The 22,829-nt window shown below is 61.7% G+C and carries 25 protein-coding genes; all 25 read right to left on the reverse strand.

Going from position 1 to position 22,829, the window contains the following annotated elements; genetic code table 11:
- Nucleotides 1–105: 105 nt before the first annotated feature.
- Entirely contained in the window at nucleotides 106–285 is a 180-nt protein-coding gene (locus tag G485_RS0117915; RefSeq protein WP_027093631.1) for an IDEAL domain-containing protein, read from the reverse strand.
- 367 nt (nucleotides 286–652) lie between these two features.
- Entirely contained in the window at nucleotides 653–1,849 is a 1,197-nt protein-coding gene (locus tag G485_RS0117920) for a hypothetical protein (protein ID WP_027093632.1), read from the reverse strand.
- 201 nt (nucleotides 1,850–2,050) lie between these two features.
- A complete protein-coding gene (locus G485_RS0117925; RefSeq protein ID WP_027093633.1) occupies nucleotides 2,051–2,635 on the reverse strand; it encodes a histidine phosphatase family protein in 585 nt (194 codons plus the stop codon).
- An 8-nt stretch (nucleotides 2,636–2,643) separates the two neighbouring features.
- Nucleotides 2,644–3,252 carry an anti-sigma factor family protein gene (locus G485_RS0117930; RefSeq protein ID WP_027093634.1) on the reverse strand — a complete coding sequence of 203 codons (609 nt, stop codon included), beginning with the start codon at nucleotides 3,250–3,252 and terminating at the stop codon, nucleotides 2,644–2,646.
- Nucleotides 3,249–3,845, reverse strand: coding sequence for an RNA polymerase sigma factor (locus tag G485_RS0117935; RefSeq protein ID WP_027093635.1), 597 nt, complete (start codon nucleotides 3,843–3,845; stop codon nucleotides 3,249–3,251). Before G485_RS0117935 ends, G485_RS0117930 begins: the two co-directional genes overlap by 4 nt.
- Before the next feature lie 601 nt (nucleotides 3,846–4,446).
- The gene (locus G485_RS0117940) at nucleotides 4,447–5,595 is read right to left on the reverse strand and encodes a prephenate dehydrogenase (RefSeq protein ID WP_051318391.1); all 1,149 of its coding nucleotides are present in this window, start codon (nucleotides 5,593–5,595) and stop codon (nucleotides 4,447–4,449) included.
- 3 nt (nucleotides 5,596–5,598) lie between these two features.
- Nucleotides 5,599–6,696: a histidinol-phosphate transaminase gene (hisC, locus tag G485_RS0117945; RefSeq protein ID WP_027093637.1), complete on the reverse strand. Its 1,098-nt coding sequence runs from the start codon at nucleotides 6,694–6,696 to the stop codon at nucleotides 5,599–5,601.
- A gap of 155 nt (nucleotides 6,697–6,851) precedes the next feature.
- Nucleotides 6,852–7,694, reverse strand: a complete 843-nt coding sequence (gene trpA / locus G485_RS0117950; protein ID WP_027093638.1) for a tryptophan synthase subunit alpha — start codon at nucleotides 7,692–7,694, stop codon at nucleotides 6,852–6,854.
- Nucleotides 7,691–8,887, reverse strand: coding sequence for a tryptophan synthase subunit beta (trpB, locus tag G485_RS0117955; RefSeq protein ID WP_027093639.1), 1,197 nt, complete (start codon nucleotides 8,885–8,887; stop codon nucleotides 7,691–7,693). The genes trpA and trpB overlap by 4 nt, the downstream gene beginning before the upstream one ends.
- The gene (locus G485_RS0117960; RefSeq protein ID WP_027093640.1) at nucleotides 8,884–9,585 is read right to left on the reverse strand and encodes a phosphoribosylanthranilate isomerase; all 702 of its coding nucleotides are present in this window, start codon (nucleotides 9,583–9,585) and stop codon (nucleotides 8,884–8,886) included. Before G485_RS0117960 ends, trpB begins: the two co-directional genes overlap by 4 nt.
- Nucleotides 9,582–10,394: an indole-3-glycerol phosphate synthase TrpC gene (trpC, locus tag G485_RS0117965; RefSeq protein WP_027093641.1), complete on the reverse strand. Its 813-nt coding sequence runs from the start codon at nucleotides 10,392–10,394 to the stop codon at nucleotides 9,582–9,584. Before trpC ends, G485_RS0117960 begins: the two co-directional genes overlap by 4 nt.
- On the reverse strand, nucleotides 10,384–11,436 hold the full coding sequence (gene trpD / locus G485_RS0117970) for an anthranilate phosphoribosyltransferase (protein WP_027093642.1): 1,053 nt from the start codon (nucleotides 11,434–11,436) through the stop codon (nucleotides 10,384–10,386). The genes trpC and trpD overlap by 11 nt, the downstream gene beginning before the upstream one ends.
- 35 nt (nucleotides 11,437–11,471) lie before the next feature.
- Nucleotides 11,472–13,034: an anthranilate synthase component I gene (gene trpE / locus G485_RS0117975; RefSeq protein WP_027093643.1), complete on the reverse strand. Its 1,563-nt coding sequence runs from the start codon at nucleotides 13,032–13,034 to the stop codon at nucleotides 11,472–11,474.
- Nucleotides 13,035–13,436: 402 nt separating this feature from the next.
- Complete coding sequence (aroH, locus tag G485_RS0117980) at nucleotides 13,437–13,808, reverse strand: chorismate mutase (protein ID WP_027093644.1); 372 nt, start codon at nucleotides 13,806–13,808, stop codon at nucleotides 13,437–13,439.
- A complete protein-coding gene (gene aroB / locus G485_RS0117985; protein WP_035157168.1) occupies nucleotides 13,805–14,926 on the reverse strand; it encodes a 3-dehydroquinate synthase in 1,122 nt (373 codons plus the stop codon). The genes aroH and aroB overlap by 4 nt, the downstream gene beginning before the upstream one ends.
- Complete coding sequence (gene aroC / locus G485_RS0117990; RefSeq protein WP_027093646.1) at nucleotides 14,926–16,095, reverse strand: chorismate synthase; 1,170 nt, start codon at nucleotides 16,093–16,095, stop codon at nucleotides 14,926–14,928. The genes aroB and aroC overlap by 1 nt, the downstream gene beginning before the upstream one ends.
- A 195-nt stretch (nucleotides 16,096–16,290) precedes the next feature.
- The gene (locus tag G485_RS30500) at nucleotides 16,291–16,452 is read right to left on the reverse strand and encodes a hypothetical protein (protein WP_169732342.1); all 162 of its coding nucleotides are present in this window, start codon (nucleotides 16,450–16,452) and stop codon (nucleotides 16,291–16,293) included.
- 55 nt (nucleotides 16,453–16,507) lie between these two features.
- Nucleotides 16,508–17,323, reverse strand: coding sequence for a CheR family methyltransferase (locus G485_RS0118000; RefSeq protein WP_051318392.1), 816 nt, complete (start codon nucleotides 17,321–17,323; stop codon nucleotides 16,508–16,510).
- Nucleotides 17,324–17,354: 31 nt separating this feature from the next.
- The gene (ndk, locus tag G485_RS0118005; protein WP_027093648.1) at nucleotides 17,355–17,798 is read right to left on the reverse strand and encodes a nucleoside-diphosphate kinase; all 444 of its coding nucleotides are present in this window, start codon (nucleotides 17,796–17,798) and stop codon (nucleotides 17,355–17,357) included.
- 47 nt (nucleotides 17,799–17,845) lie between these two features.
- Nucleotides 17,846–18,820 carry a polyprenyl synthetase family protein gene (locus G485_RS0118010; protein ID WP_027093649.1) on the reverse strand — a complete coding sequence of 325 codons (975 nt, stop codon included), beginning with the start codon at nucleotides 18,818–18,820 and terminating at the stop codon, nucleotides 17,846–17,848.
- 36 nt (nucleotides 18,821–18,856) lie between these two features.
- Complete coding sequence (locus G485_RS0118015; RefSeq protein WP_084423387.1) at nucleotides 18,857–19,711, reverse strand: menaquinone biosynthesis protein; 855 nt, start codon at nucleotides 19,709–19,711, stop codon at nucleotides 18,857–18,859.
- Nucleotides 19,698–20,321, reverse strand: coding sequence for a UbiX family flavin prenyltransferase (locus G485_RS0118020; protein ID WP_027093651.1), 624 nt, complete (start codon nucleotides 20,319–20,321; stop codon nucleotides 19,698–19,700). The genes G485_RS0118015 and G485_RS0118020 overlap by 14 nt, the downstream gene beginning before the upstream one ends.
- Nucleotides 20,322–20,329: 8 nt before the next feature.
- Nucleotides 20,330–21,205 carry a UbiA-like polyprenyltransferase gene (locus tag G485_RS0118025; protein WP_027093652.1) on the reverse strand — a complete coding sequence of 292 codons (876 nt, stop codon included), beginning with the start codon at nucleotides 21,203–21,205 and terminating at the stop codon, nucleotides 20,330–20,332.
- On the reverse strand, nucleotides 21,202–21,921 hold the full coding sequence (locus tag G485_RS0118030; RefSeq protein ID WP_420805802.1) for a demethylmenaquinone methyltransferase: 720 nt from the start codon (nucleotides 21,919–21,921) through the stop codon (nucleotides 21,202–21,204). The genes G485_RS0118025 and G485_RS0118030 overlap by 4 nt, the downstream gene beginning before the upstream one ends.
- 5 nt (nucleotides 21,922–21,926) lie before the next feature.
- Nucleotides 21,927–22,802 (reverse strand): heptaprenyl diphosphate synthase component 1, encoded by an 876-nt coding sequence (locus G485_RS31050; protein WP_027093654.1) that lies wholly within the window; start codon nucleotides 22,800–22,802, stop codon nucleotides 21,927–21,929.
- Nucleotides 22,803–22,829: the final 27 nt, after the last annotated feature.

The following is a 22,829-nucleotide window of genomic DNA, read 5'->3' on the forward strand; positions in this document are numbered from 1 at the left end:
AAGCACTTTCGCGGAAAAAAAAGAACCGCCCGCCGGGCGGAAACCATCGGTTTCCCGTCCCGGCCGGGCGGAACGCTGTTTGAGGCTCGCCGGCTTGCGGCGGCTCTACGGTTGCAAGGTCTTCAACTCATCGGTGAGACGCAGGAACGTCTCCGCGTCTCCCTTCGCCAGCGCATCGTCGATCGCCTCGTAAATCTTTTCCGTCCGGTGTTTGCGCAGCGCCTCGTCAAGGACCATTTCCGCCGCCAAACCCAGTAACGTCTCATAGGCGACTTTCATGTCCATCGGTTGCACCTCCAAATTCCGGCGTAAAGGGCTCCTTAGGGGTTGGCGTTCGGATAACCTTTCTCCGCGTTGCTGGCCGCCGTGCGCCGCATGCTTCGCAAAACGGTGTCGTCCTCTCCCGCACCATGGCGGCGGAAGATTCCATGCGGTGCGTTTTCAACGGCATGAACGGTCGCCCGGTTAGATCGCGCCGGCTCCCACTAAAGCATATTCATCGATGTCGGCCCCGTTCAGGACAATGGCCCCCATGCCGATCAATGTACCTTTGCCTATGCGGCCATCCCGGAAGATCGCCGCTTGCTCGCGGCGCCGTCACGCTCGCTGCTGCGGCGGCCCGCCGCCTTGCCCGCTCTTCCCGCTTCCCGCCTTAGACGCCCGACCATTGCAAGCGGTCCTCGAAGCGAACTTCGTTGCCGGTCACCATTCGCCTTCCTTGCGGCGTCATCCGGACGACCGGCTCTCCGCCTTCCGTCTCGCCCCACATCAGCAGCCCCAGATGCATCATCGAGCCGAGCACCCTTTTCCGAAGCACGTCCTGGGGAGTGTCGTAGTAGAAGGGCTTGACGAGCGGGAGCAGAATACGCTCGATCGACTCGACGGTCGTCCATTCGCCCGCCAGCCGGGACACCCATTGGACGAGCGAGATGAGGTTCGGCACCGGGGTTTTGTACAGCTTGAGCCAAAACCGGTAGAGGGCGGAAGGATCGACGCGCTCGCTTCCAGATGCCCGGCGCTCGCCTTCGGCTGTCAGCGCAAGGCGGTCCGGCAGCTCCTGCAGCCAATTCTCAAAGCAGCAATAATCGTACAGCAGGGAGAAGCGGTCCGGGTAATCCCGGTACCTGCGACCGTAGCCGAACCGCCATGCGCTCCGCCCCGGCGCCGTCTCGGCGACGTTCATCAGCTCGAGCGCCTGCTGCAGCTGACGCTTGTACATAACGCTGTCGGCCGTCAGCGGGACGTCGTTGTCCCGCACGAAGAGGAGCAGCGCCCGGACGTCGTCTTCCGCGAGCCCTCTCTCGTCGCGGTAAACGCTAGGTTCGCCGCGAACGTCGAGCGACGCGCGGAATTTGCGGTCGAGCGCTTCGCACAAGCGCCTTTTTACGTCGTCCGGTACGTGATACAGAAACCGCGTTTGGTGCGAGAAGCCATTGAACAGCCACCCGAACCTTTTGAATCTCGCGATCGCGCTTCGCGCCGAGTTTTCCGGCTCCGGCGGAGGCGGCTCCGCCCGCTTCGGGCGTTTGCCGCGCCCGTCCGGCTTCTGAAGCTGCGGCGGCTCGGAAGCTTGCAAGGCCGGCTCGGGCGCCGGCAGTTGCGCCCGAGCGGCCAGCTCTTCCAGGCTGTAAGCCGCGCGCTGCTCGAACAGCAGCGAGTTCAGAAAGCGCAAATCCTCGAGGCTGATGTCCTGGACGCGGGATTCGAGCACATCGCGCCTTTGAACGGTCGACAGAATCGTCTGGATCAGCTCGTTCTTGGAATGGCTGCTGCACTCGCACCGGTACGTGTCGGCGATGCGGGTCAACTGGTCGATATCGGCGTAACAAAGCATATCCGCCAAATTCATCGGCATTCCCCGTTTCCGGAGGATTTATCTACCATTATGGGTGGATCGCCGTTCGTTTAAACGTTGCGGGACGCAATTGACGAGAATAACGACAAAGAGGGCAATCCTTGGAGGCTGAATCGCCTCGCTGGATTGCCCTGCCGTATCGGCGCATATTCGCGCTATGCAGCACGTCCTACATATGTATAGAACCCGCCGATCTCAAACGGGTGTATCGTTCAAATGGGCGGTGCAGTTATGCAAAATCGGAACCCATCGTCCGTCCTCGCGGTCGAGAATGGTGAGCGACAAATTCGAAATGTGCGAATCGTCCACGCCCGTCTGCAGCGCCTGGAGCATCTGCGCGAGGAAGCTGCCGTGCGTGACGACGAGCCAGCTCTCCCCCGGATGAAGATCGGCGAACTGTTCGACGAACGCAAGCCCCCTGGCCCTCACCTGCGCGTCCGTCTCCTGGTCCGGCACAAGGCGGCGCCAGTCTTTGCCCCAGCGGGCCAACCGTTCCGCTTCGGTCGTGCCTTCCGCTTCGCCGAAGCTACGCTCCCTCAGCCGCTCGTCCATCAGCAGCGGAATGCCGAGCCGCTCCGCCAGAATATGTCCCGTCATCGCCGCCCGCTGGAGATCGCTCGCGACGACGCCGTGCCATACCCAGCTCTCCTGGGTTAACCGGTGCGCCAGCCGATGGGCCTGCATTTTCCCTTCCGCGCTTAAGGGGATGTCCGTCGTGCCTTGGATTTTGCCCGCTTTGTTCCAAGAAGTCAAGCCGTGACGCACCCATCCCATCCTCATATATGAGCTCATGCGCGCACTCTCGTAAACCAGTTCAGAATGAGCAGCGTCATCATGACGCCGAGCAAACTCAACGCGATCCAGTATTCGGGCATAACCGGATTTACGTGAAGCACGATCGGGTCGCTAAGGCTGGCGACGGGAACGTCGATAAACATGTTGCTGGCCAGGCGGTTGCCCGACTCGTAGGCGTCGGCGGTCTCCATGACGCCCCCCGCGGGAGCGCCCGAACCGTGTATCCGATTGTAAACCGTATAAAACAGTCCGCCCATAAAAATGGTCAGAATCGCCGCGAGCAGTCCTCCGACTTTGAGCCGGAACCTTCCCGTGAACGAGTAGGTGCGCCGCACCGCCGGCATGAACCAGCTCTGCTCCGCGTATATCCGTTGCATGACGTTCTGGTTCACTTCTTCGTCGGTGGCGATGTCAACCGTCAAGGCGTCGCCGAGCTGCAAGTCGCGGATCAGCTTCGAGCTCTCTTCCCACAGGCGGAATTCCTCGGAGCAGGCCGGACAAACGGCCAGATGCTCCTCGATGAACAACCGCTCGGAAGGCTCCGCCAAGCCGTCCCAATAATCGTTAAACCGCTCCTGGATGAGGTCGCAGTCGCTTTTCATCGAACTTTCATCTCCTCGTAATCCTGCACGAATGCCGGTTCGTTGAAATAGGGCTCCATCTGCGTCTTGACGCTCGCGCGGGCGCGGAACAACAGCGACTTCACGGCGCTGACCGTCTGACCCAATATGCTGGCGATCTCCTGATAATCCAACCCGTCGTATTCCCGGAGAATAAGCGCGGACCGCTGCTTCTCGGGCAGGTTGTTGATCGCCTCCCGAACCATCGTGACCTTCTCGTTGCGCAGCAGCGTCTGTTCCGGGGCCGCTTCCGACGGGGCGGCCGGTATGTACGCGCTGTCGTCCAGCGACATATGCGCAGCTTTGTGCTTGCGAAGCTCGCTGAGCACCGTATTGCGAGCGATCGTATACAGCCAGGTGGAGAATGACGCATCGATCTCCCGGAACGAATGCAGGCTGCGGTAGGCCTTGTAAAACGTCTCGGAGCATAGGTCTTCGGCCATCAGCTCGAGCCTTGCGCTTCGGAGCATTTGATATATGAAGGAAAGAATTTTCTTCTGGTATCTTGCCATCAATATCGAATATAAATCCACATTGCCGTCCTTGATCTCCCGAATTAACTGAGAATCGGTCATGGACTCCGCGATCCTCCCCCCTGCCAGGGTGGTCGTTCAGGGCCGGTATATCCTTATACCGGCCCTAAACGCAAAAGTTGCGCGTCTCACGCGCAGTTGAATTGAAAACAAGTCCAGTATTTTACATAACTAAAGGTATTGTATCATATCGGGCGCGCTTCTTTGCTTAAAAAATATTAAAATTGAACGTTCCAAAGTTCTCCAATCGGCCCGTTCTCGCCTGTCCCTTCCCCGCACGCCGGTTCTCATGAACCTCTTACCCGGGCAAAAGCCGCAATTCCGCCCATGTGAAGAAGCCCGTTCCTCTCTTCCGCCCACTGCGCCGCACAAAACAAAAAACGCCGCTAAAATAGCGGCGCGAGCGTTACGTCGAACACTCAATTATTGGATAGGAGTGGAGAGAAACCATACTGTACTTTTATTATATGTATCCGTTTCCAATTTGTCAATAAGCGCTTTCAAAAATTTTGCGAACGTTTTCTCGGCAGCATTCTCTTTTAGCATCAAGCCGCCCGATCCCGAACGCTATAAAAATGATGACCAAGCAAAAAAGCCTCCGCCGTTCCGGGACGGCGGAGGCGCTTGGCAGGCAGCATTCCGATTAAAAATAAACTTCATAATGCATGGATCGGATCAGGGCCACCGCCCGCTCCAAATCTTCCCGCTCCCTGAACGACAGGCGCAGCACGCCGGGGACGTCCTCCCGGCTCTCGATAATGTGCAGGTTGCTCAGGTTGATCCGCGCCTGCCCGAGCTCGGTGGCGATACGGCCGACGACGCCCGGCTGGTCGGGGACGTTCACATAGCATTCGTGCAGCGAGGTGATCATGCCTTTGCGCCGCTCCGGCAGCCGGTTGCGGAAGTCGTTCGCCTTGCGGAACTGCTCCTCGACGCCCTCTCCATCTTCTTCCCGGAGCAGCCGGGTGAACCGATCCATCTCCTTCCGCCAATCGTCGAGCAACTTGAGGAGCACGTCTTTGTTGCTCACCAGAATGTCGCGCCAAATTTTCGGGTCGCTGGAGGCGATTCGGGTAATATCGCGAAACCCTCCCGCCGCCAGACTGCGGTACAGATCGTTCGACTCGTTGTACCCGGCGATCTGGTTGACCAGCGCGACCGCGATAATATGCGGAAGGTGGCTGATCGCGCCCACGATGCTGTCGTGGCCCGCGGCATCCGTCTTGACCACCTTCGCCCGCGTCCAGCGGAGCAAATTCTCCAGGGAGGCGACGGCTTCCGGAGGCGTCGCCTCGGTCGGCGTCAGCACGTAGTAGGCGTTCTCGAACAGGTCCGCGCTTGCCGCCTCCACGCCCGAGCGCTCCGAGCCCGCCATCGGATGGCCGCCGATGAAGACGGCTCCTTGCAAGGCGAGCCGCTCCGCGTGAGCGACGACCGACGCCTTCGTGCTCCCGACGTCGGTCAGAATGCAGCCGGGCTTGAGCGGAAGCTTGGACAGCTCGTCGATATAATCGTTCAGCCGCCCGACCGGCACGCACAGGAAAATAAAGTCGGCGTCCGCCGCGGCGTCCGCGAGCGAAGTCGTCCCTTCGTCCACGACGCCGAGCGAGACGTATTTCTCCACCGATGCGGCGTTGACCGAATGGCCGACGACGCGCAGGCCCGGCTTGCCCTTCCAGCAAAGCGCGAGCGAGCCGCCGATCAGGCCGACGCCGAAGATGGCGATCTTCGTTGCCGCCCGCGGGGCTGCGGGCGGTTTCAAGCCGCTAAAGCCGCTGTTGTCTGCGCCCATCGGTCACACCTTCACCGCGATTTCCTGAAGCACGGCTTCCAGGGCGGCGATGACCTTCGCGTTCTGCTCCGCGCTTCCGACCGTAATGCGAATGTGCGTCGGGTACAGCTTGTGGCCGGCTCTGACGATGACGCCTTTGCGAAGCAGCGCCTCGAACACCTCTTGAGCGGGCCGCTTCACGTCGACCATAATGAAGTTGCCGTACGCCGGGAATGCCGGCAAGCCGAGGCGGTCGAAGGCGGCGCGAAGCGTAGCGAGCCCTTCCTTGTTCGCTTTGCGGCAGCGGGCGATGAAGTCTTCGTCCTCCAGAGCGGCCAATGCGGCCGCCTGGCCGAAGCGGGACGTATTGAACGGCTCGCGCACCTGGTTGATCGAGCGGATGAGCTCCGGACGGCCGATGCCGTATCCGATGCGCAGCGACGCCAAGCCGTAAATTTTCGAAAAGGTGCGCAGCAGCACGAGATTCGGGTACTTCTTGAGCAGCGCGAGACCGTCCGGGAACGAAGGATCGTCGACATATTCGCAGTAGGCTTCGTCCAGCACGACCATGACGCTCGGCGGCACCTGGGAGAGGAACCATTCCACTTCGTCGTGGGTGACGATCGTGCCGGTCGGGTTGTTCGGGTTGCAAATCCAGACGATTTTCGTCTTCGGATTCACCTTGGCCAGCATGCCTGGCAAATCGTGGGTGCCGTTCTTCAGCGGAACCTCGATGACAACGCCGTTCTCGATCTCGATGTTATGCCGGTATTGCGGGAACGTCTGGTCGGCCGTAATATTCTCGTCGCCGGGCAGCAAGAACGCGCGGGCGATCATCAGGATGACTTCGTCCGATCCGGCGCCGAAAATGATCTGGTCGGGCTCGACGCCGAGCTTCTTGGCGAGCGCCGCGGTCAAATCGACAGCCGCGCCGTCGGGATAAATGCTGACGTTGTCCAGCTCGCGCCGGATCGCCTCGACCGCTTTCGGCGAACAGCCGAACGGATTCTCGTTGGACGCCAGCTTGACGACCTCGGTCAGTCCGAGCTCGCGCTTCACTTCCTCGACGGGTTTGCCCGGCTGGTAGACCGGCAGATGAACGATATTCGGTTTCGGTTGCATGGGATAACCTCCTGTAATGACGCTAGCGATACGTTTACGATTGCAATTCAAAACGGAGCGCAAGAAACACGCTCCGCGAGTTCATCTGTTTTCTATTGTGACACAAGGAAGGAAAGCTGTACAGATGGAAAAGTCCGAACCGGACTTTCCGGCTGTTACGAGCGCCGGGAACGCGGCTTCAAACCGGCGATGAACGAACGGACCGCATCCACGCCGGCGCGGCGGACGGCCTCGTCCGGGCTGCGCAGCTGAGGCAGCGCTTCTTCGACCTGGCGAACGATGGCGCTGCCGACGATGACGCCGTCGCAAAGGCCGGAGAACCGTTCCGCCTGCTCGCGGGACGAGATGCCGAAGCCGACGCAGATCGGCACGCTGGCCGCATTGCGTACGGTCGCGAGGAACGATTCGATGCCTTCGTGGAACGACGACCGGACGCCCGTCACGCCGAGGGACGAGACGCAATAGACGAAACCGCGCGCCTTGGAGGCGATGCGCTCCACCCGCGCCTCCGAAGTCGGGGCGACGAGCGGGATGAGGTGAATGCCGGTCCGTTCCGCGATGGCGCGAACCTCTCCGTCTTCTTCGATCGGCAGGTCGGGAATGATGACGCCGCTGAAGTCGTGCTCCTTGAGCAGGGCGAAAAACCGTTCCAGCCCGAGCTGCAGCGCCGGATTAAAGTACGTGAACAGGATGAAGGGCATTTGCACGCCGCGCCGGCGGGCTTCGGCCGCAACCCCCATGCAGTCGATCAGGCTGATCTTGTTCGTGAGCGCGCGTTCGGACGCCCGCTGAATGACCGGCCCGTCGGCAAGCGGATCGGAGTATGGAACGCCGAGCTCGATCATGTGCGCACCGGCGGCTTCCGACGCCTGCACGAGCTCGACCGAGACGGCGAGGTCCGGATCGCCCATCGTCAGGAACGGAATGAGCGCCGTCTCGCCCTTCGCCTTCAATTCGGCGAAGACGGCGTCGATTTTGTTTGCGGTCGCCAGACTCATTTCGCGTCCCCTCCCACATAAGGCATAATCGCTTCGACGTCCTTGTCGCCGCGGCCGGACAAGCTGACGACGACGATGGCGTCCTTCGGCAGCGTCGGCGCCAGCTTGATCGTCTGGGCGATGGCGTGCGACGACTCGAGCGCGGGGATGATGCCTTCCTGCCGGGACAGCAGCTGCAGCGCTTCAAGCGCTTCGGCGTCGGTAATCGGCACGTACTCGGCCCGCTTCGTATCTTTGAGGTAGGCATGCTCCGGACCGATGCCGGGGTAGTCGAGGCCCGCCGAGATGGAATGGGCTTCCTGCACTTGCCCGCCTTCGTCCTGCAGCACGTAGCTCATCGAGCCTTGGAACACGCCGGGGCGGCCCTTCGTCATCGTCGCCGCGTGCTTGTCGGTGTCGACCCCGCGTCCGGCGGCTTCAACGCCGATGAGACGGACGGACGCGTCGCCGACGAAGTCGTGGAAGATGCCCATCGCGTTGCTGCCTCCGCCGACGGCGGCCACGATCGCGTCCGGCAGGCGCCCTTCCTGCTCCAGAATCTGCTCCTTCGTTTCCACGCCGATAATCCGCTGGAAATCGCGAACCATCATCGGATAAGGATGCGGCCCGGTGACGGAGCCGAGAATGTAATACGTGTCGTCCACATGGCTGACCCAGTAGCGCAGCGTCTCGTTGCAGGCGTCCTTCAACGTCCTCGTTCCGGAAGTGACGGGAACGACTTCGGTACCGAGCAGATTCATCCGGAACACGTTCAGCTTCTGGCGCTTCGTGTCTTCCTCGCCCATGAACACCTTGCACTCCATGCCGAGCAGCGCCGCCACCGTCGCGGTGGCCACGCCGTGCTGGCCGGCTCCGGTCTCCGCGATCACTTTCTTTTTGCCCATCCGCTTCGCCAGCAGCGCTTGTCCGAGCGCGTTGTTGATCTTGTGCGAGCCGGTATGGTTCAAATCCTCGCGCTTCAAATAAATTTTGGCGCCGCCGAGATGCTTCGTCAGCCTTTCCGCGTAATAAAGCGGCGAAGGCCGTCCCGCATATTGTTTAAGCAAATAGCGGAGCTCCGCCACAAAATCGGGATCGTCCTTGTATCGGTTATACGCTTCTTCGAGCTCGATCAGCGCGTTCATGAGCGTCTCCGGCACGTACCGGCCGCCGAACGGCCCGAAGCGTCCGTAAGTATCAGGTACCTGGTTCATATCGATTGCTTCACCCTTTCCGCGAAAGCGGCGATTTTGGCGTTGTCTTTGACGCCTTCGGTCTCCACGCCGCTGGAGATGTCCACGCCGTCCGGCGCGTACCGCGCGAGAAGCTCCCCTACGTTGTCGGGGCTAAGGCCTCCCGCGACGAACAGCTTCAGCCCCAGCTTGCGGGCTTCTTCCTGATAATCCGGGATCAGATCCCAGCGGAACGTCTTGCCCGTGCCTCCGCCGGCGGTGTCGATCAGCACGGCGGATACCGCGCCGCGATAGGCTTGAAGCCGGGCCGCGCCGGCTTCTTCTTCCGCGGATGGCGACGCTTCGTCCGCCTCGCTCCCTTCGGCGGGCAAGGCGCGCCATATTTCGACGCCGAAGCGCGCCGCCGCTTCGCGGCAAAACGCGGGCGTCTCCCGCCCGTGCAGCTGCACGACGTCGAGCCGGACCGTGCGAAGCGTGTCCGCGAGCTCTTCCATCGTCGGATCGACGAACACGCCGACCGCCCGCGGAGGCCGCCCTCCGGCCATCGTCGTCCGCGACGCCGTCTCCAGCAGCGCCGCCGCACGGGACGGCGTTACCTGGCGCTTGCTCTTCGCGAACACGAAGCCGACGTAGTCGACCGGCAACCCGTTCATGCCTTCCAGCGTGCGCTCCTCGCGGATGCCGCATATTTTGACCAGCGGACGCGTCGAATCCCTCATCGCCGCGAGATTCCCTTCGCCGCCGGACCGAGCAAGGCGTCGACCGCCTCGCCGACGTCGCGCTGCCGCATAAAATGCTCGCCGACGAGCACCGCCTGCGCGCCCGCCCGGCGCACGAACGCGATGTCGTCCGGCGTGGAGATGGCGCTCTCGCTCACCGCCGTCACGCCTTGCGGGAGCAGCCCGATCAGCTGCTCGGTGACGTTCAGGTCGGTGACGAACGTATGCAAGTCGCGGTTGTTGACGCCGATCAGCGTCGCTTTGCCGATGTCCAGCACCGTCTCCAGCTCGGCGCGGTTATGCACCTCGACGAGCACATCCAATCCGAGGGAGCGCGCGAGATCGTGGAAGGAGCTCAGCTGCTCCTTCGTCAAGATGGCGGCGATGAGCAGCACCGCGTCCGCGCCGATCAGGCGAGCCTCGTAAATTTGGCGCTCGTCGATCGTGAAATCTTTGCGCAGCAGCGGGACGTTCGTCTCCGCCCGCACCCGGGTCAAATACTCGTTGCTGCCTTGAAAATATTCCACATCCGTCAGCACGGAGATGCAGTCCGTTCCCGCGGCCTCGTATGCCTTCGCCAGCGCGACCGGCTCGAAGTCCGGCCGGATGAGCCCTTTGGACGGGCTCGCCTTCTTCACTTCCGCGATCAGGCCGACCGGCCGCTTGCGCCGCCCTTCCCGCAGCGCCGACTCGAAGCCGAGACACGCGGGCATGGACGCGATCGTCCGCTCCGCTTCCGCGATTGTGAGCCGATCCTTCAGACGCTCCGCCTCTTGCCGCTTCGTGGCGACTATCCGATCAAGAAACATAGGTGGTCACTTCTCCTGTCGTCGCAATCCATTGCTGTAACTTGTCCAGAGCGGCGCCCGAATCGATCGTCCGCGCCGCCAGTTCGACTCCGCTTGCCAGCGTCTCCGCCCGGCCCGCCACGTAAAGGCAGGCGCCCGCGTTCGCCAGCACGACTTCGCGGTAAGCGCTGCGCTCCCCGCCCAGCACCCGGCGGATGATCGCCGCGTTCTCGGCGGCGTCGCCTCCCTGCACCTCGCCGAGCGGCACGGTCTTCAACCCGAGCTGCTCCGGCGTAATATCGTAAGTCGTCACTTCGCCGTCCTTCAGTTCGGAGATTCGCGTCGGCGCGGAGATGCTGATCTCGTCCAGCCCGTCGTGGCTGCCGACGACCATCGCGCGCTTCAGGCCGAGCCGTCCGAGCACCTTCGCGACCGTCTCGGTTTTCGTCCGGTCGTACAGCCCCATCAGCTGACGATCGGCGTTCGCGGGATTGGCGAGCGGCCCGAGCATGTTGAAGATCGTCCGAACGCCCAGCTCCCGGCGCGGCACGGCCGCGTGCTTCAGCGCGGGATGGTAGAGCTGCGCGAACATGAAGCAGATGCCGGTCCGCGCCAGACAATCGGCCGCTTGCTCCGCCGTGAGCGAGATGTTGACGCCGAGCGCCTCCAGCACGTCCGCGCTGCCGGCTTTGCCCGACATGGCGCGGTTGCCGTGCTTGGCGACGCGGGCTCCGGCCGCAGCCGCGATGATCGCCGAGGAAGTCGAGATGTTGAATTTGTGAATGCCGGAGCCTCCGGTGCCGCAGGTGTCCAACAGGTCTTCGTTCTCCGTGCGGACGCGATCCGAGAACGAGCGCATCGCTTCGGCGAAGCCGGTAATCTCGTCCACCGTCTCCCCCTTCATCCGCAGAGCGACGACGACTCCCGCGATCTGCGACGGGGTCGCTTCGCCGCGCATAATCAGGCTCATAACCGCCTTCGCTTCCTCCAGCGTCAAATCGCCGCCGCTCGTCAGCCTGGCGAGCGCCTGCGGCATACTCATCATTTGCTCATCTCCGCTCATCTTTTCTCCTCCTCATCCATTCGCTTCAAGATCCGTCAGGCGTAATCCAGATTCGTCCGCCGTTCGCCGGCCGCGGCCAGCTTATCCCGCTTCGGGAACGCCGCCTCCGCGGCGCGAATCGCCTTCAGCATGCCTTTGGCTTTGTTGACCGTCTCCTCGTATTCCTTCTCGGGCACCGAATCCCAGACGATTCCCGCGCCCGCTTGCACATAAGCCTTGCCGTTCTTGAAAATGATCGTGCGGATCGTAATGCAGGTGTCGAGGTTGCCCGAGAAGCCGAGATAGCCGATCGCGCCGGCGTACGCGCCGCGGGCTTCGCTCTCCAGCTCGGCGATAATCTCCATCGCCCGCAGCTTCGGCGCTCCCGATACCGTTCCCGCCGGCAGGCAGGAGAGGAAGGCGTCGAAGAAATCTTTGTCCTGCCGCAGCTTGCCGGTCACGTTGGACACGATGTGCATGACGTGGGAATAGCGCTCGATCTCCATGTAGGAATCGCACTTGACCGTGCCGTAGTCGGATACTCTTCCGAGGTCGTTGCGTCCCAAATCGACGAGCATAACGTGCTCGGCCCGCTCTTTCTCGTCGGCCAGCAGTTCCCGTTCGAGCGCCTTATCCTCTTCCGGCGTCTTGCCGCGCGGCCGCGTTCCGGCGATCGGGCGCGTCTCCACGCGGTCGCCGTCGACCTTGACGAGCAGCTCCGGCGACGTGCCGACGATCACTTCTTCGTCCAGCTTCAACATGTACATGTACGGCGACGGGTTCATCGTTCGAAGCACCCGGTACACGAGCAGCGGATCGACCTCCGTCTCGATGTGGAACCGCTGCGAGAGCACGACCTGGAAAATGTCGCCCGCCCGGATATATTCCTTCGCCCGCTCCACGTTGCGGATGAACTGCTCCTTGGTCAGGTTGGAGCGCACGTCTCCGAGATCCGGATCGGCCGGAGGCGCGCCGGCCGCCGATGCCGCCGGAGCCGCCGGACTTTGCAGGCGCCGAATCGTCTCCTCGATGCCGAGGCAGGCATCCTGGTACGCGATGCGGATGTCCGCTTCGGAGGCGCCGTCCTTGACGTGCACGTTGCCGATGACGAGCACCTGCTGCTTCAGATGGTCGAACACGACGACCCGGTCGCAGAACAGGAAGTGCATGTCGTCCATCACCAGATCGTCGACAGGGTGAGACGGCAGCTTCCGTTCATAATATTGCAGCAGATCGTAGCCGAAAAATCCGATCGCTCCTCCCGTAAACGGAGGCAGCTCCGGCAGCGCGGGGCTGCGATAGCTGCGCAGCCGCTCCCGCAGCAGCTTCAGCGGATCGTCCGTGAAGAACGATTGCGTCCTTTTCCCTTCCGTCAGCGTCGCCTTGTTCTTCTTCAGCCTGAGGACGAGGAAAGGATCGGTGCCGATGAACGAATATCTCGCCCACTTGATGCCGCCCTCCACGCTTTCCAGCAAGAACGCCCGGCCTTCCCGGCCCAGCTGCTGAAACACCCGGATCGGCGTTTCCGTATCGGCCATCAGCCGGCGGACGACGGGAATGACGTTGTACCTCTCCGCCAGACGGATCACATTCTGAAGCTCCTGCTCGCGCTGTTCCATGTTCCTTCTCTCTCCTCTCCAAGCCGCACCGGAATGCGGCTCGCCAATGCGTTGCACAATCGGAACAATTCCCCCAAAAGTGAAGCCAAGCTTCGATGCCGATTCCGATTACTTTTGGGGGAACCCCCGGTACAACAAAAAAGCATCCCTGCAGCAGCAGAGATGCGTTCGTTAGACAAAGGTTATTTGACCGGTCCGTCCGACAATCCGCAACCGCAAGGCCGCGCCCGTACGGGCCGTTCCGCCGCCGACTCCCTCGTCCTGAACGCATGCGTTCCCCGAGGTTCGGCACCTCCGCTCTTCTCGTCTCTGCTCAGCTCGCCCGCGCGTAAGTCGTCGTCCCTCCGGCCGACGGTTCCGCGCCAAGCGCTAATGCCACTATAGCATTTGGAAGGTCAGACGTCAACGGGCCGCCGACAAATCCGGACGCAGCGCTTCGGCTCCGCCCAGGTACACGTGCCGCATGTCCGACTGCTTCAAATCCGTGTTCACCAGCACCATGAACCGGATGCACCGCTCCAGGCTTCCCTTGACGGGAATTTCCACCGAACACATGAGCGGCACGAATTCCCAGCCTTCCAGCTCCCGGATCGACTTCGCCGGGAACGCCGCGTCGATGTCCTGAGTGACGGTTATAAAAACGCAGCAGATGTCCTCCGGCGATACGCCGTTCACCTCGACGATCTCGTTCATGAGCTTAACCGACGCGTCCAAAATGAGCTGTCTCTCGTTGGCGTCAACCGTGATGGCGCCGCGTATTCCCCTAACGCTCATGAAAAGCCGGCCTCCTCTTTCAATTGCTCGACGATGCCGCGAACCCACTCCGCCGGAACGTCATTCCGGATCTCCACTTCGCCGATGCGCTTCGGCACGATGAACACCATCCGGCCTTCCTTGAATTTCTTGTCGTGCTGCATCGCCTCCATGATGGCGCCGGTATCGTAGCCGGACGGAATCCGGACGGGCAAGCCGAATTTGCGAAGCAGCCGTTCGGTCTCCGCCGCAAGCGCTTCCCCGTAGCCGAATTTGGCCGCCAGCCGCGCGGCGCCGACCATGCCGATCGAGATCGCTTCGCCGTGCAGCAGCTCGTTGTAGCCCGCCACCGCCTCCAGCGCGTGCCCGATCGTATGCCCGAGGTTCAGAATCGCGCGCAGATCGTTCTCCCGTTCGTCGCGGGAGACGACGATCGACTTGACGCGGCAGCCTTCATACAGCGCATACCCGAGCGCATCCGGCTCCAGCGCGAGCAGACGCCCGGCGTTCTCGTCGCACCACTTCACGAAAGCTTCGTCCCAGATCAGGCCGTGCTTCACCACTTCCGCCAGGCCCGACCTCACTTCGCGGGGCGGCAAGCTTCTCAGCGTGTCGAGATCGTAAAGCACGAACTCCGGCTGGTGGAACGCGCCGATGATGTTTTTGGCCAGACGGTGATTGACCGCCACCTTGCCGCCGACGCTGCTGTCGTGCGCGAGAATCGTCGTCGGCATCTGCACGAACCGGACGCCCCTCATGTAGGAGGCGGCCGCGAAGCCGGCCAAATCCCCGACGACCCCTCCGCCGAGGGCGATGATGGTCGAGCGGCGATCCAGACCCGCTTCGAGCGCGGCCGTCACGACCTCTTCGAAGACGGCGAGCGACTTCGACTTCTCGCCGGAAGCGACGACCGCTCTCGTCACATTATATCCGGAATCCCTTAGCGATTGTTCCACGTCGCCGGCGTACAAATGCTCCACCGAACGGTCCGTCACGAGCAATATCGGGGATTTAACGGGAAACCCGCGCTCCAGGAACAAGCTTCCCGCCCGCTTCAGCAGCCCGGACCCGATCAGAATCGGATAAGACCGTTCCCCCAGATCGACCTTCAGCTCTCTTATATCCGTCTCCCCCGCCATCAGTATTCCGCCACCTGTCTCAGGTAGTTGTCGTAATTCGCCCGAACCTCTTCCATCGAATCGCCGCCGAACTTCTCGAGGAACGCCTTCGCCACTTCCCAGGCGACGACGTTCTCCATGACGACGCTGGCGGCCGGCACCGCGCAGGCGTCCGAACGCTCGACCTGGGCCGTGAACGGCTCCTTCGTGTCGATGTCGACGCTTTGCAGCGGCTTGTAAAGCGTCGGAATCGGCTTCATGACGCCGCGGACGACGATCGGCATGCCGTTGGTCATGCCGCCCTCGAATCCGCCGAGCCGGTTGCTGGCGCGATGATAGCCCTTATCTTCCGAATACAAAATCTCGTCGTGCACCTGCGATCCCGGGCGGTCCGCCGCTTCGAAGCCGATGCCGAATTCGACGCCCTTGAACGCGTTGATGGAGACGACCGCCTGGGCGATTCGTCCGTCCAGCTTGCGGTCCCACTGCACGTGGCTGCCCAGTCCGACCGGCACTCCCGTGACGATGCATTCCACGACGCCCCCGATCGAATCCCCGTCCGCCTTCGTCTGGTCGATCAGCGCGATCATCTTCGCTTCGGTCTCCGGATCGGCGACGCGCACCGGCGATTCCTCCGTCCTCGCGATCAGCTCCTCGATCGGCAAGTTCGGCGCGGGCGCCGTAATGCCCCCGATCGAGACGACATGGCCGGCTACCCGGATGCCGAACTTCTCGAGCAGCTGCCGTGCGACCGCGCCGACGGCCACGCGGGCCGCCGTCTCGCGGGCGCTGGAGCGCTCCAGAACGTTGCGCAAATCCTTCAGATTATATTTAAGGCCGCCGTTCAGATCGGCGTGGCCGGGACGGGGACGGTGCACCCGGCGCTTCGTCTCGTCGCTGCCCTCGATCGGCTCCACGTTCATGACCGACGTCCAATGTTTCCAGTCGTTGTTGGCGACGACGAGCGCAACCGGCGCCCCCGTCGTCCGTCCGTGCCGGACGCCGCCGACGATTTGCGCCGTATCCCGCTCGATCTGCATCCGGCGTCCGCGGCCGTGGCCCTTCTGGCGGCGCTGGAGCTGGAAGTTAAGCGCTTCGAAATCAAGTTCGAGATTGCTCGGCAATCCTTCGATAATGGCGGTAAGCTGCGGCCCGTGCGTTTCCCCCGCGGTCAAATAACGTAAGCTCAATGTATGAACCTCCCTTTGATGAAGTCCGACGAACGGCCGGGTTTGCGCCATCGGCGAATTCCCGCTCCCGATGTCGAACTTTGCGCGGCAGACGACAATCATCGATCCCGGATGCGCGCGCTTTATTGCTTCAACCCGATAACGTCTTTGCTCATTATAGTACAGCTGTGAACTTTTTGACAAGAAAACAGCCCGTCACGAACGGACGGGCTGCTTGTGCAGCGGCAGCGGCGGCTCTAGCGTCGTCTCCCGTATGAAGCCGAGCAAATCCACATTGTCGAGACCGAGGATTTGCGCGCATTCCTGCGAGGAGATGAGTCCGCAGCGGTAAGCGGCGATCACTTTGCGCTTATCCATGGAATTCCTCCGGCTTGGAATTGGATGTCTCTAGTATCGCGCCCCAAGCCCGGGCTCATACCGTGCGCCGGTAGAAAAAAGTGTCCGCCGTCTCCAGCCCGTACTGTCTCGGCGAGAAAATTTGCTCCGTGCTGCCGACGAACAGCAGCCCGCCCGGCTTCAAAGCTTTGGCAAACTTCGTGTAAAGCGTCATCTTCGCCTCTTCGGTGAAGTAAATCATCACGTTCCGGCAAACGATCAGATCGAATCGCTCCCCGAACGGATCGAGCAGCAAATTTTGCTTCTGGTACCGGACCGCGCGCTTCAGCTTCTCCGCTACCCGGAAGTTTCCGTTCTCCCGCTGGAAATAGTCGCGGACGAAATTCGCCGGCACGTCCCGAAGCGAACGCTCCGGATAGACGCCGGCCTTCGCCTTGGCCAGCACGCCCTCGTCGATGTCCGTGGCGAGAATGGCCGATGAATCGAGGACGCCCAGCCGGTCGAGAATCATCGCCAGCGTATAAGGCTCTTCGCCCGTCGAGCAAGCTGCGCTCCAGACTTGCAATCGCGGCGTCGTCTTGATCATCTCCGGGAGAAACTTGTCCAGGAGCACCTGCCAGCGGTTCGGATTGCGCCAGAATTCGGAGACGTTGATCGTCATCCGGTCGAGAAATTCGTCCATCAGCTTCGGATTCGACTTCAGCGCGGCGAAATAGGAGGCGAAATCCCCAAAGCCGTGCTTGAGCCTGAGCGTCGTCAGCCGACGGCGCATCTGCGTCTCCTTGTATTGCGACAGGTCGATCGAAGTCGCTCTGCGGATATCGGCCACGAAGCGGTAGAAATCATCGTCTTCGGGCGAAGGATGAAGCGGACGGGACCCCAAGTTGTTCATTCCGGTTCTTCTGCCTCCAGTGCCGACGCGATCAGATCCAGGGCTGAATGTTTTTCTCGTAATCGAGCAGTTCCGACGGTTCGAAAAAGATCCCGATCTCGCGCTCCGCGTTGGCTTGCGAATCCGATCCGTGGATCAGGTTGAAATTCGTATGTAAGGCGAAATCTCCGCGAATCGTGCCCGGAGCCGCTTCGAGTCCGTTCGTCTTGCCGATCAGCTGGCGTGCGGCGGCCACCGCTTCGTCCCCTTGCCATACCATGGCGAAGACGGGACCCGACGTAATGAAGGCCAGCAAGGGCTCGTAGAAGTCCTTCCCTTCATGCTCCGCGTAATGCTTCTTGGCCTGTTCCGGCGAAACCCGCATCAGCTTGGCGCCGATCAGCTTGAGCCCTTTGCGCTCCAATCGCCCGACGATCTCTCCGATCAGGCCGCGCTGCACGCCGTCGGGTTTGACCATCAGATAGGTTCTCTCCATAACCAATCCCCCTACATCGGTGAATGCTTTGTCTTATTCTACCATAATCAGTAGCTGCGCTGAGCGACGAATTTCGCAATGTCGGCCAAATTGCGCCTGGCCGGAACGTCGGGCAGCCGCTCCAATTCCTTGAGCGCCTTCTCCATATAACGCTCGGCCAGCTTCTCCGATTCGCGGATGCCCTTGCTGGAACGGACCAGCTTGACCGCCTTGGCCGAATCGGCCGCGCCCTCCTTCTCGCGGATGCGCGCAATTTCGGCAAGCAACGGTTCTCGAATCGGCGGTTCCTGCAACGCATACAGCACGGGAAGGGTTATGTTTCCCTGCCTCAGATCGCTTCCCGGCGGCTTGCCGATTTTTTTCTCCGTGCCGCATATGTCGAGCAGATCGTCGGTAATCTGGAACGTCATGCCGACCTGGTAGCCGTACCGGTAGAGCGCGTTGCAAATATTCTCCGGCGCACCCGCGGCGATGGCACCGAGCTGGCAGCTGATCGCGATGAGCAGCGCCGTTTTGCGGCGAATGCGGAGCAAGTAATGGCGGACGGTCTGCTCCGTATTGAAGAAATCGCGGATTTGCTCCATCTCGCCGATGCACATCTGGACGATGGCGGAGGACAGAATCTGGTGAATCCGCGGATCGCCCAGTTCGCTCGCCACGACGAGCGCCTTGCCGTTTATGTAATCCCCCGTGAACATGGCGATCCGGTTGTCCCATTTGGCTTTGACCGTCGGCTGCCCCCGCCTCGTGTCGGCGTCGTCGATGACGTCGTCGTGAACGAGCGACGCCATATGAATGAGCTCGAGCGCGGCCGCGACGTATTTGATCCGGCTCAGATCGTACTCGCCGAATTTGCCGGAGAGCAGAACGAATACGGGGCGCAGCCGCTTGCCTCCGGCCTTGAGCAGATGCTGGGCGGATTCGTTCAGCAGCGGCAGGTCGGAGGAGACGCTTTGGGCCAGCGTATCCTCGATCGTCTGCAAATCGGACTTCAGCGAAGCATACAGTTGCATTAACTTCATAGGTTCACCTTCGGTAGGGATTGTGGCCGATGCTTTTTACGCGTGAACGGAATCCGGCCAGTCCGCTAGGGTGACGGGCTTCTCCATGAGCCCCAGCTCCCTCGCGTATTGAAAGTACAGCGACAGCCCCGCCCGCTGCTCGGGACCGAAATCGTGGCACAGGCCGCGGAAGTAGCCGCGCCAGTAATCCGCCGTTCCGCCGATCCGGCGGACGGCTTCCTGGGCGAGCGGCTCGGAATCGGCCGCCGACCGCCGCTTGGCGGCGACGAGCGCGGCGTAAATTTCGGCGATCGCCTCCGGATGGCGAAGCGCGGCGTCCCGGCGGACCGCCCAGACGGCGAACGTCATCCAGCGGCCCGTCCACAGCCGCCACAGATCGCCCAGATCGAGCGCGCGGTAACCGGTCTCGCGCCACGACGCCCGGATCGCGTGGTCTCCGATAAGAAGCGCGGCGTCGGCGTTCTCCAGCATCCGGTCCAGGTCCGGCTCCATCGTCTCGTAGACGGGATCGCCTCCGTAAAATTTCTTCATCACGATCTTCAGCAGATTGACGGTCGTGGCGGAAGTGGCTGTGAGCGCGATTTTGCCGCGGCGAACTTGTTCCAACGGGGATTTGAGAAAGAGCAGCAATGATTGAACTTGACCCGGCGCGCTGACCGACAGGTCGGGCAGCAGCAGGTAATCTTCGGAATGAATGCCGTAGGCGAAGGACGAGACGGCGGCGACGTCGATCTCTCCGGCTCGCAGCATGCGGTTCAGCTCCGCCGGCATTCCGTAGACGAGCTCCGCCTCGCAGCGGAGGCGGGAGGGGTCGAAATGGTGAAATACCGGCCACACGTTCGTATAATCGATTCGGCCGATCCGGATCGGTCTCGCGTCAGAATGCATCATCGGATTGTCCCCACCTTCTGTACAATCGGTGCGGAACTCCCATACTGTCCATCACTTTGCCGACCATGAACCGGACGGCGTCGTCGAGCGTCTGCGGCCCGTAATAGAAAGCCGGCATCGCCGGGAGAATCCGCACGCCGAGTCTGGCCAGCTTCAGCATGTTTTCCAAGTGGATGGCGTTAAGCGGCGTCTCGCGCGGAACGAGCAGCAGCGGCCGCCCCTCCTTCAGCGTAACGTCGGCGGCGCGCGTCAGCAGATTGTTCGACGTTCCGTGGGCGATCGCCGACAGGGTGCCCATGGAGCATGGCACGACAGCCATGCCTTCGCAGAGGAAGGAACCGCTGGCGATGGACGCCCCGATATCGCCTTGCGGATGGTAGACGAACCGCGAATCGCCCGCTTCGACGCCCAGTCCGGCCCGGAGCGATTCCAGGCGCTTGCCGGCATCCCATCCCAATTCTTCCTTCAGCACCCGCCAGGCGGCGTCGGTGACGACCAGATGCACGTGGATGCCGGCCGCCAGCAGCTCCTTGCACAACGTGACTCCATAGACGGCTCCGCTCGCTCCCGTCCAGCCGACGACCCAGCGCCGGACGCCTTCCGGCCGCATTCCTTCCGTCACCACGCTTTCACCACCACGAGGTCGATGAACGTAAAGACGAGCACGACCGTGCTGATTACCCAGTTCATGGTGAAGAAGGCGGCTTGCAGCTTGCTCATGTCGGTCGGCTTGACCAGCTGGTGCTCGTAGAACAGCAAGGCGGCGGAGACGACCGTTCCCGCGAGATACCACCAGCTCAAATCGGTCGTCGCGAGGAGCAGCGCGAAGCCGACGATCGTAAACGCGTGCATCGCCTTCGCGATGCCGAGCGCCTTCTCGATGCCGAAGCGGGAAGGAATCGAGTAGAGTCCTTCCTTCCGGTCGATCTCGATATCCTGGCAGGCGTAGATGATGTCGAAGCCGGCCGACCAGAGCGCGACGCTAAGATAAAGAATGACGGCGGGAAGCGAGATCGTCCCGGTCACCGCGACCCAGCCTCCGAGAGGCGCGAGGCCGAGCGTCAGGCCGAGCACGACGTGGCACAGCCAGGTGAAGCGTTTGGTATAAGAATAAAAGACCGTCATGAAGACCGCGATCGGCATCAGCTTGAGCGCCAGGCTGTTGAGCTGGGACGCCGCCCAGAACAGAAGCGCGAACGAGGCGATGATAAAGACGATCACTTCCCCGGCTTTGAGCAGGCCCGCCGGAATGGCGCGCCCCGCCGTGCGCGGGTTGCGGGCGTCGATGGCCCGGTCGATGACGCGGTTCAGCCCCATCGCGGCGCTTCTCGCCCCGACCATGGCCATCAGAATCCAGCCGCATTGCGCCCAGGTCGGCAAATGCCGGTTCTCCGTCACGGCGCCGAGAATCGTGCCGACGTAAGCGAAAGGCAAGGCGAACATCGTGTGTTCGATTTTGATCATTTCAAGGAAAATCTTGATTTTGCGAATCATATTCCGTCGTTCCCCTTCGTTCCGATATGCAAGGCCGCTACGCCCCCGGTCAGCGGGTAAGCGCGGACGTTGCGCAATCCGGCGCTCCGGAACATCTCGGCCAACGTCTGTAGATCGGGGAAATTGACGAGCGACTCGGGCAGCCAGCGGTATTGCTCGTACCGTTTGACCAGCCATTTGCCCATTAGCGGCATGAGCTTCTCGAAATAAAAATGAAACAACCATTTGAACGGCTGCCATGAGGGCTTGGACACTTCCAGGCACACCACTTTGCCCCCCGGCTTGACGACCCGCTTCATCTCGCGCAGCACCTGGTTGATGTCGGGCACGTTGCGCAGCCCGAAGCCGATGGTGACGAAGTCGAAGCTGTTGTCCGGGAACGGAAGCTCCATCGCGTTGCCCTGCACCAGCTCGATACGGTCGCTCAAGCCGAGCTTGTCGACTTTGGCCTGTCCGATATCGAGCATGTTGCGGCTAAAATCGAGTCCGACCGTCCGGGCGCTCCCGTTCGCCTTGGCGAGGTCGATCGTCCAGTCGCACGTTCCGCAGCAGATGTCGAGCGCGCTCTGTCCCGCTTGGACATTCATCTTCCGCATCGTGAACCGGCGCCACGCCTTGTGCCGGCGGAAGCTGATGATGTCGTTCATCATGTCGTACTTCGGTGCGATGCTCTCGAATACGGCATGCACGTGGCTCTTGTCTGACCTAGCGTTCACTCGGCTCACCCCAGTTCTGTCATTGCGGCCGGCATGGGACGGATCGCCTTCAGGAACGGCTCGAGCAGCGTCTGCAATTCCTTGGCCAGCTCGTCGGACGGCAGCCGCGCGAGCAGCGCCTGAAGCTGGTCCACGGCCTGGTTCAGCAGATCGCTCAGCTTCCCGCGGACGTCGTATTTGTCCATCAGCTGGAACAGCGTACCCGGATCGTCCCGCCTTTCGACGACGGCGAGGCGATCCTCTTCCGTCCCCTCCTGGAGGATGTGCCATACGCCCCAACTGCCGTCGAGCCGGTACGGCTTCTCCATGCGGCCCATCTCCTGCAGCAGCAGCTCGCAGCGGACGAAGCGGTCGACGACTTCCGGCCACATCCGTTCGTACAAGCCGCTCATCAAATGGGTGAAAGACTTAAAAAGGCCGGACTTCAGTTCCGCCCCATGCAGCAAATATTCCTCTGCGTTCAGCTTCATCTGCTTCATTTTCGAATAGAAAACGACTTTGATCCGATTGAGCTCGCAGATCGCGTCGCCGATCCGACGGACCATCTCGATCTGGCCCGCCTGAGACAGGATGTTGTAGAAGCGGCCGCTGAAATAATCGCCCGCTAGCACCTTAAGCTGACGGGCGCGCATGGCGAGCAGGCCGCCGCGCTCCGCTGCCGCCTCATTGTCCACCATATCGTGGGTATCCAGACCCATTTGCACGAGCGAGGCGACCACGGCCAGCATATCCTTCAGGGAAGCGGACGACGGCTGATACGACAGCATCGCGTGCAGCAGCCGGATCCGCCCCTCCGGAAACTCCGGCAGGTCGGTATGGATTGCGATCATGTCGTAATCCATGTATTGATGGGCCATTTGCGCCAAGTGGTTACGTGTCATTGTTTAGCCTCCGAGCCTTCAAAAGGA

Origin of the sequence: Cohnella thermotolerans DSM 17683, from assembly GCF_000429825.1 — a bacterium.
Classification (GTDB): domain Bacteria; phylum Bacillota; class Bacilli; order Paenibacillales; family Paenibacillaceae; genus Cohnella; species Cohnella thermotolerans.

Excerpts from the sequence above, each read along its gene's own strand:
- G485_RS0118000 (WP_051318392.1), bottom strand. The coding sequence starts at position 17,323 with ATGAACAACTTGGGGTCCCGTCCGCTTCATCCTTCGCCCGAAGACGAT.
- G485_RS31050 (WP_027093654.1), bottom strand. The coding sequence starts at position 22,802 with ATGACACGTAACCACTTGGCGCAAATGGCCCATCAATACATGGATTAC.
- trpE (WP_027093643.1), bottom strand. The coding sequence starts at position 13,034 with ATGGAACAGCGCGAGCAGGAGCTTCAGAATGTGATCCGTCTGGCGGAG.
- G485_RS0118020 (WP_027093651.1), bottom strand. The coding sequence starts at position 20,321 with ATGCGGCCGGAAGGCGTCCGGCGCTGGGTCGTCGGCTGGACGGGAGCG.
- G485_RS30500 (WP_169732342.1), bottom strand. The coding sequence starts at position 16,452 with ATGGATAAGCGCAAAGTGATCGCCGCTTACCGCTGCGGACTCATCTCC.
- G485_RS0117960 (WP_027093640.1), bottom strand. The coding sequence starts at position 9,585 with ATGAGGGATTCGACGCGTCCGCTGGTCAAAATATGCGGCATCCGCGAG.
- G485_RS0117940 (WP_051318391.1), bottom strand. The coding sequence starts at position 5,595 with ATGGGCGCAGACAACAGCGGCTTTAGCGGCTTGAAACCGCCCGCAGCC.
- G485_RS0118015 (WP_084423387.1), bottom strand. The coding sequence starts at position 19,711 with ATGATGCATTCTGACGCGAGACCGATCCGGATCGGCCGAATCGATTAT.
- G485_RS0117930 (WP_027093634.1), bottom strand. The coding sequence starts at position 3,252 with ATGAAAAGCGACTGCGACCTCATCCAGGAGCGGTTTAACGATTATTGG.
- ndk (WP_027093648.1), bottom strand. The coding sequence starts at position 17,798 with ATGGAGAGAACCTATCTGATGGTCAAACCCGACGGCGTGCAGCGCGGC.
- aroH (WP_027093644.1), bottom strand. The coding sequence starts at position 13,808 with ATGAGCGTTAGGGGAATACGCGGCGCCATCACGGTTGACGCCAACGAG.
- G485_RS0117935 (WP_027093635.1), bottom strand. The coding sequence starts at position 3,845 with ATGACCGATTCTCAGTTAATTCGGGAGATCAAGGACGGCAATGTGGAT.
- hisC (WP_027093637.1), bottom strand. The coding sequence starts at position 6,696 with ATGCAACCGAAACCGAATATCGTTCATCTGCCGGTCTACCAGCCGGGC.
- trpD (WP_027093642.1), bottom strand. The coding sequence starts at position 11,436 with ATGAGCGGAGATGAGCAAATGATGAGTATGCCGCAGGCGCTCGCCAGG.
- G485_RS0117925 (WP_027093633.1), bottom strand. The coding sequence starts at position 2,635 with ATGAGGATGGGATGGGTGCGTCACGGCTTGACTTCTTGGAACAAAGCG.
- G485_RS0117915 (WP_027093631.1), bottom strand. The coding sequence starts at position 285 with ATGGACATGAAAGTCGCCTATGAGACGTTACTGGGTTTGGCGGCGGAA.
- G485_RS0118025 (WP_027093652.1), bottom strand. The coding sequence starts at position 21,205 with ATGATTCGCAAAATCAAGATTTTCCTTGAAATGATCAAAATCGAACAC.
- G485_RS0117920 (WP_027093632.1), bottom strand. The coding sequence starts at position 1,849 with ATGAATTTGGCGGATATGCTTTGTTACGCCGATATCGACCAGTTGACC.
- trpA (WP_027093638.1), bottom strand. The coding sequence starts at position 7,694 with ATGAGTCTGGCGACCGCAAACAAAATCGACGCCGTCTTCGCCGAATTG.
- G485_RS0118010 (WP_027093649.1), bottom strand. The coding sequence starts at position 18,820 with ATGAAGTTAATGCAACTGTATGCTTCGCTGAAGTCCGATTTGCAGACG.
- aroB (WP_035157168.1), bottom strand. The coding sequence starts at position 14,926 with ATGGCGGGGGAGACGGATATAAGAGAGCTGAAGGTCGATCTGGGGGAA.
- trpC (WP_027093641.1), bottom strand. The coding sequence starts at position 10,394 with ATGTTTCTTGATCGGATAGTCGCCACGAAGCGGCAAGAGGCGGAGCGT.
- trpB (WP_027093639.1), bottom strand. The coding sequence starts at position 8,887 with ATGAACCAGGTACCTGATACTTACGGACGCTTCGGGCCGTTCGGCGGC.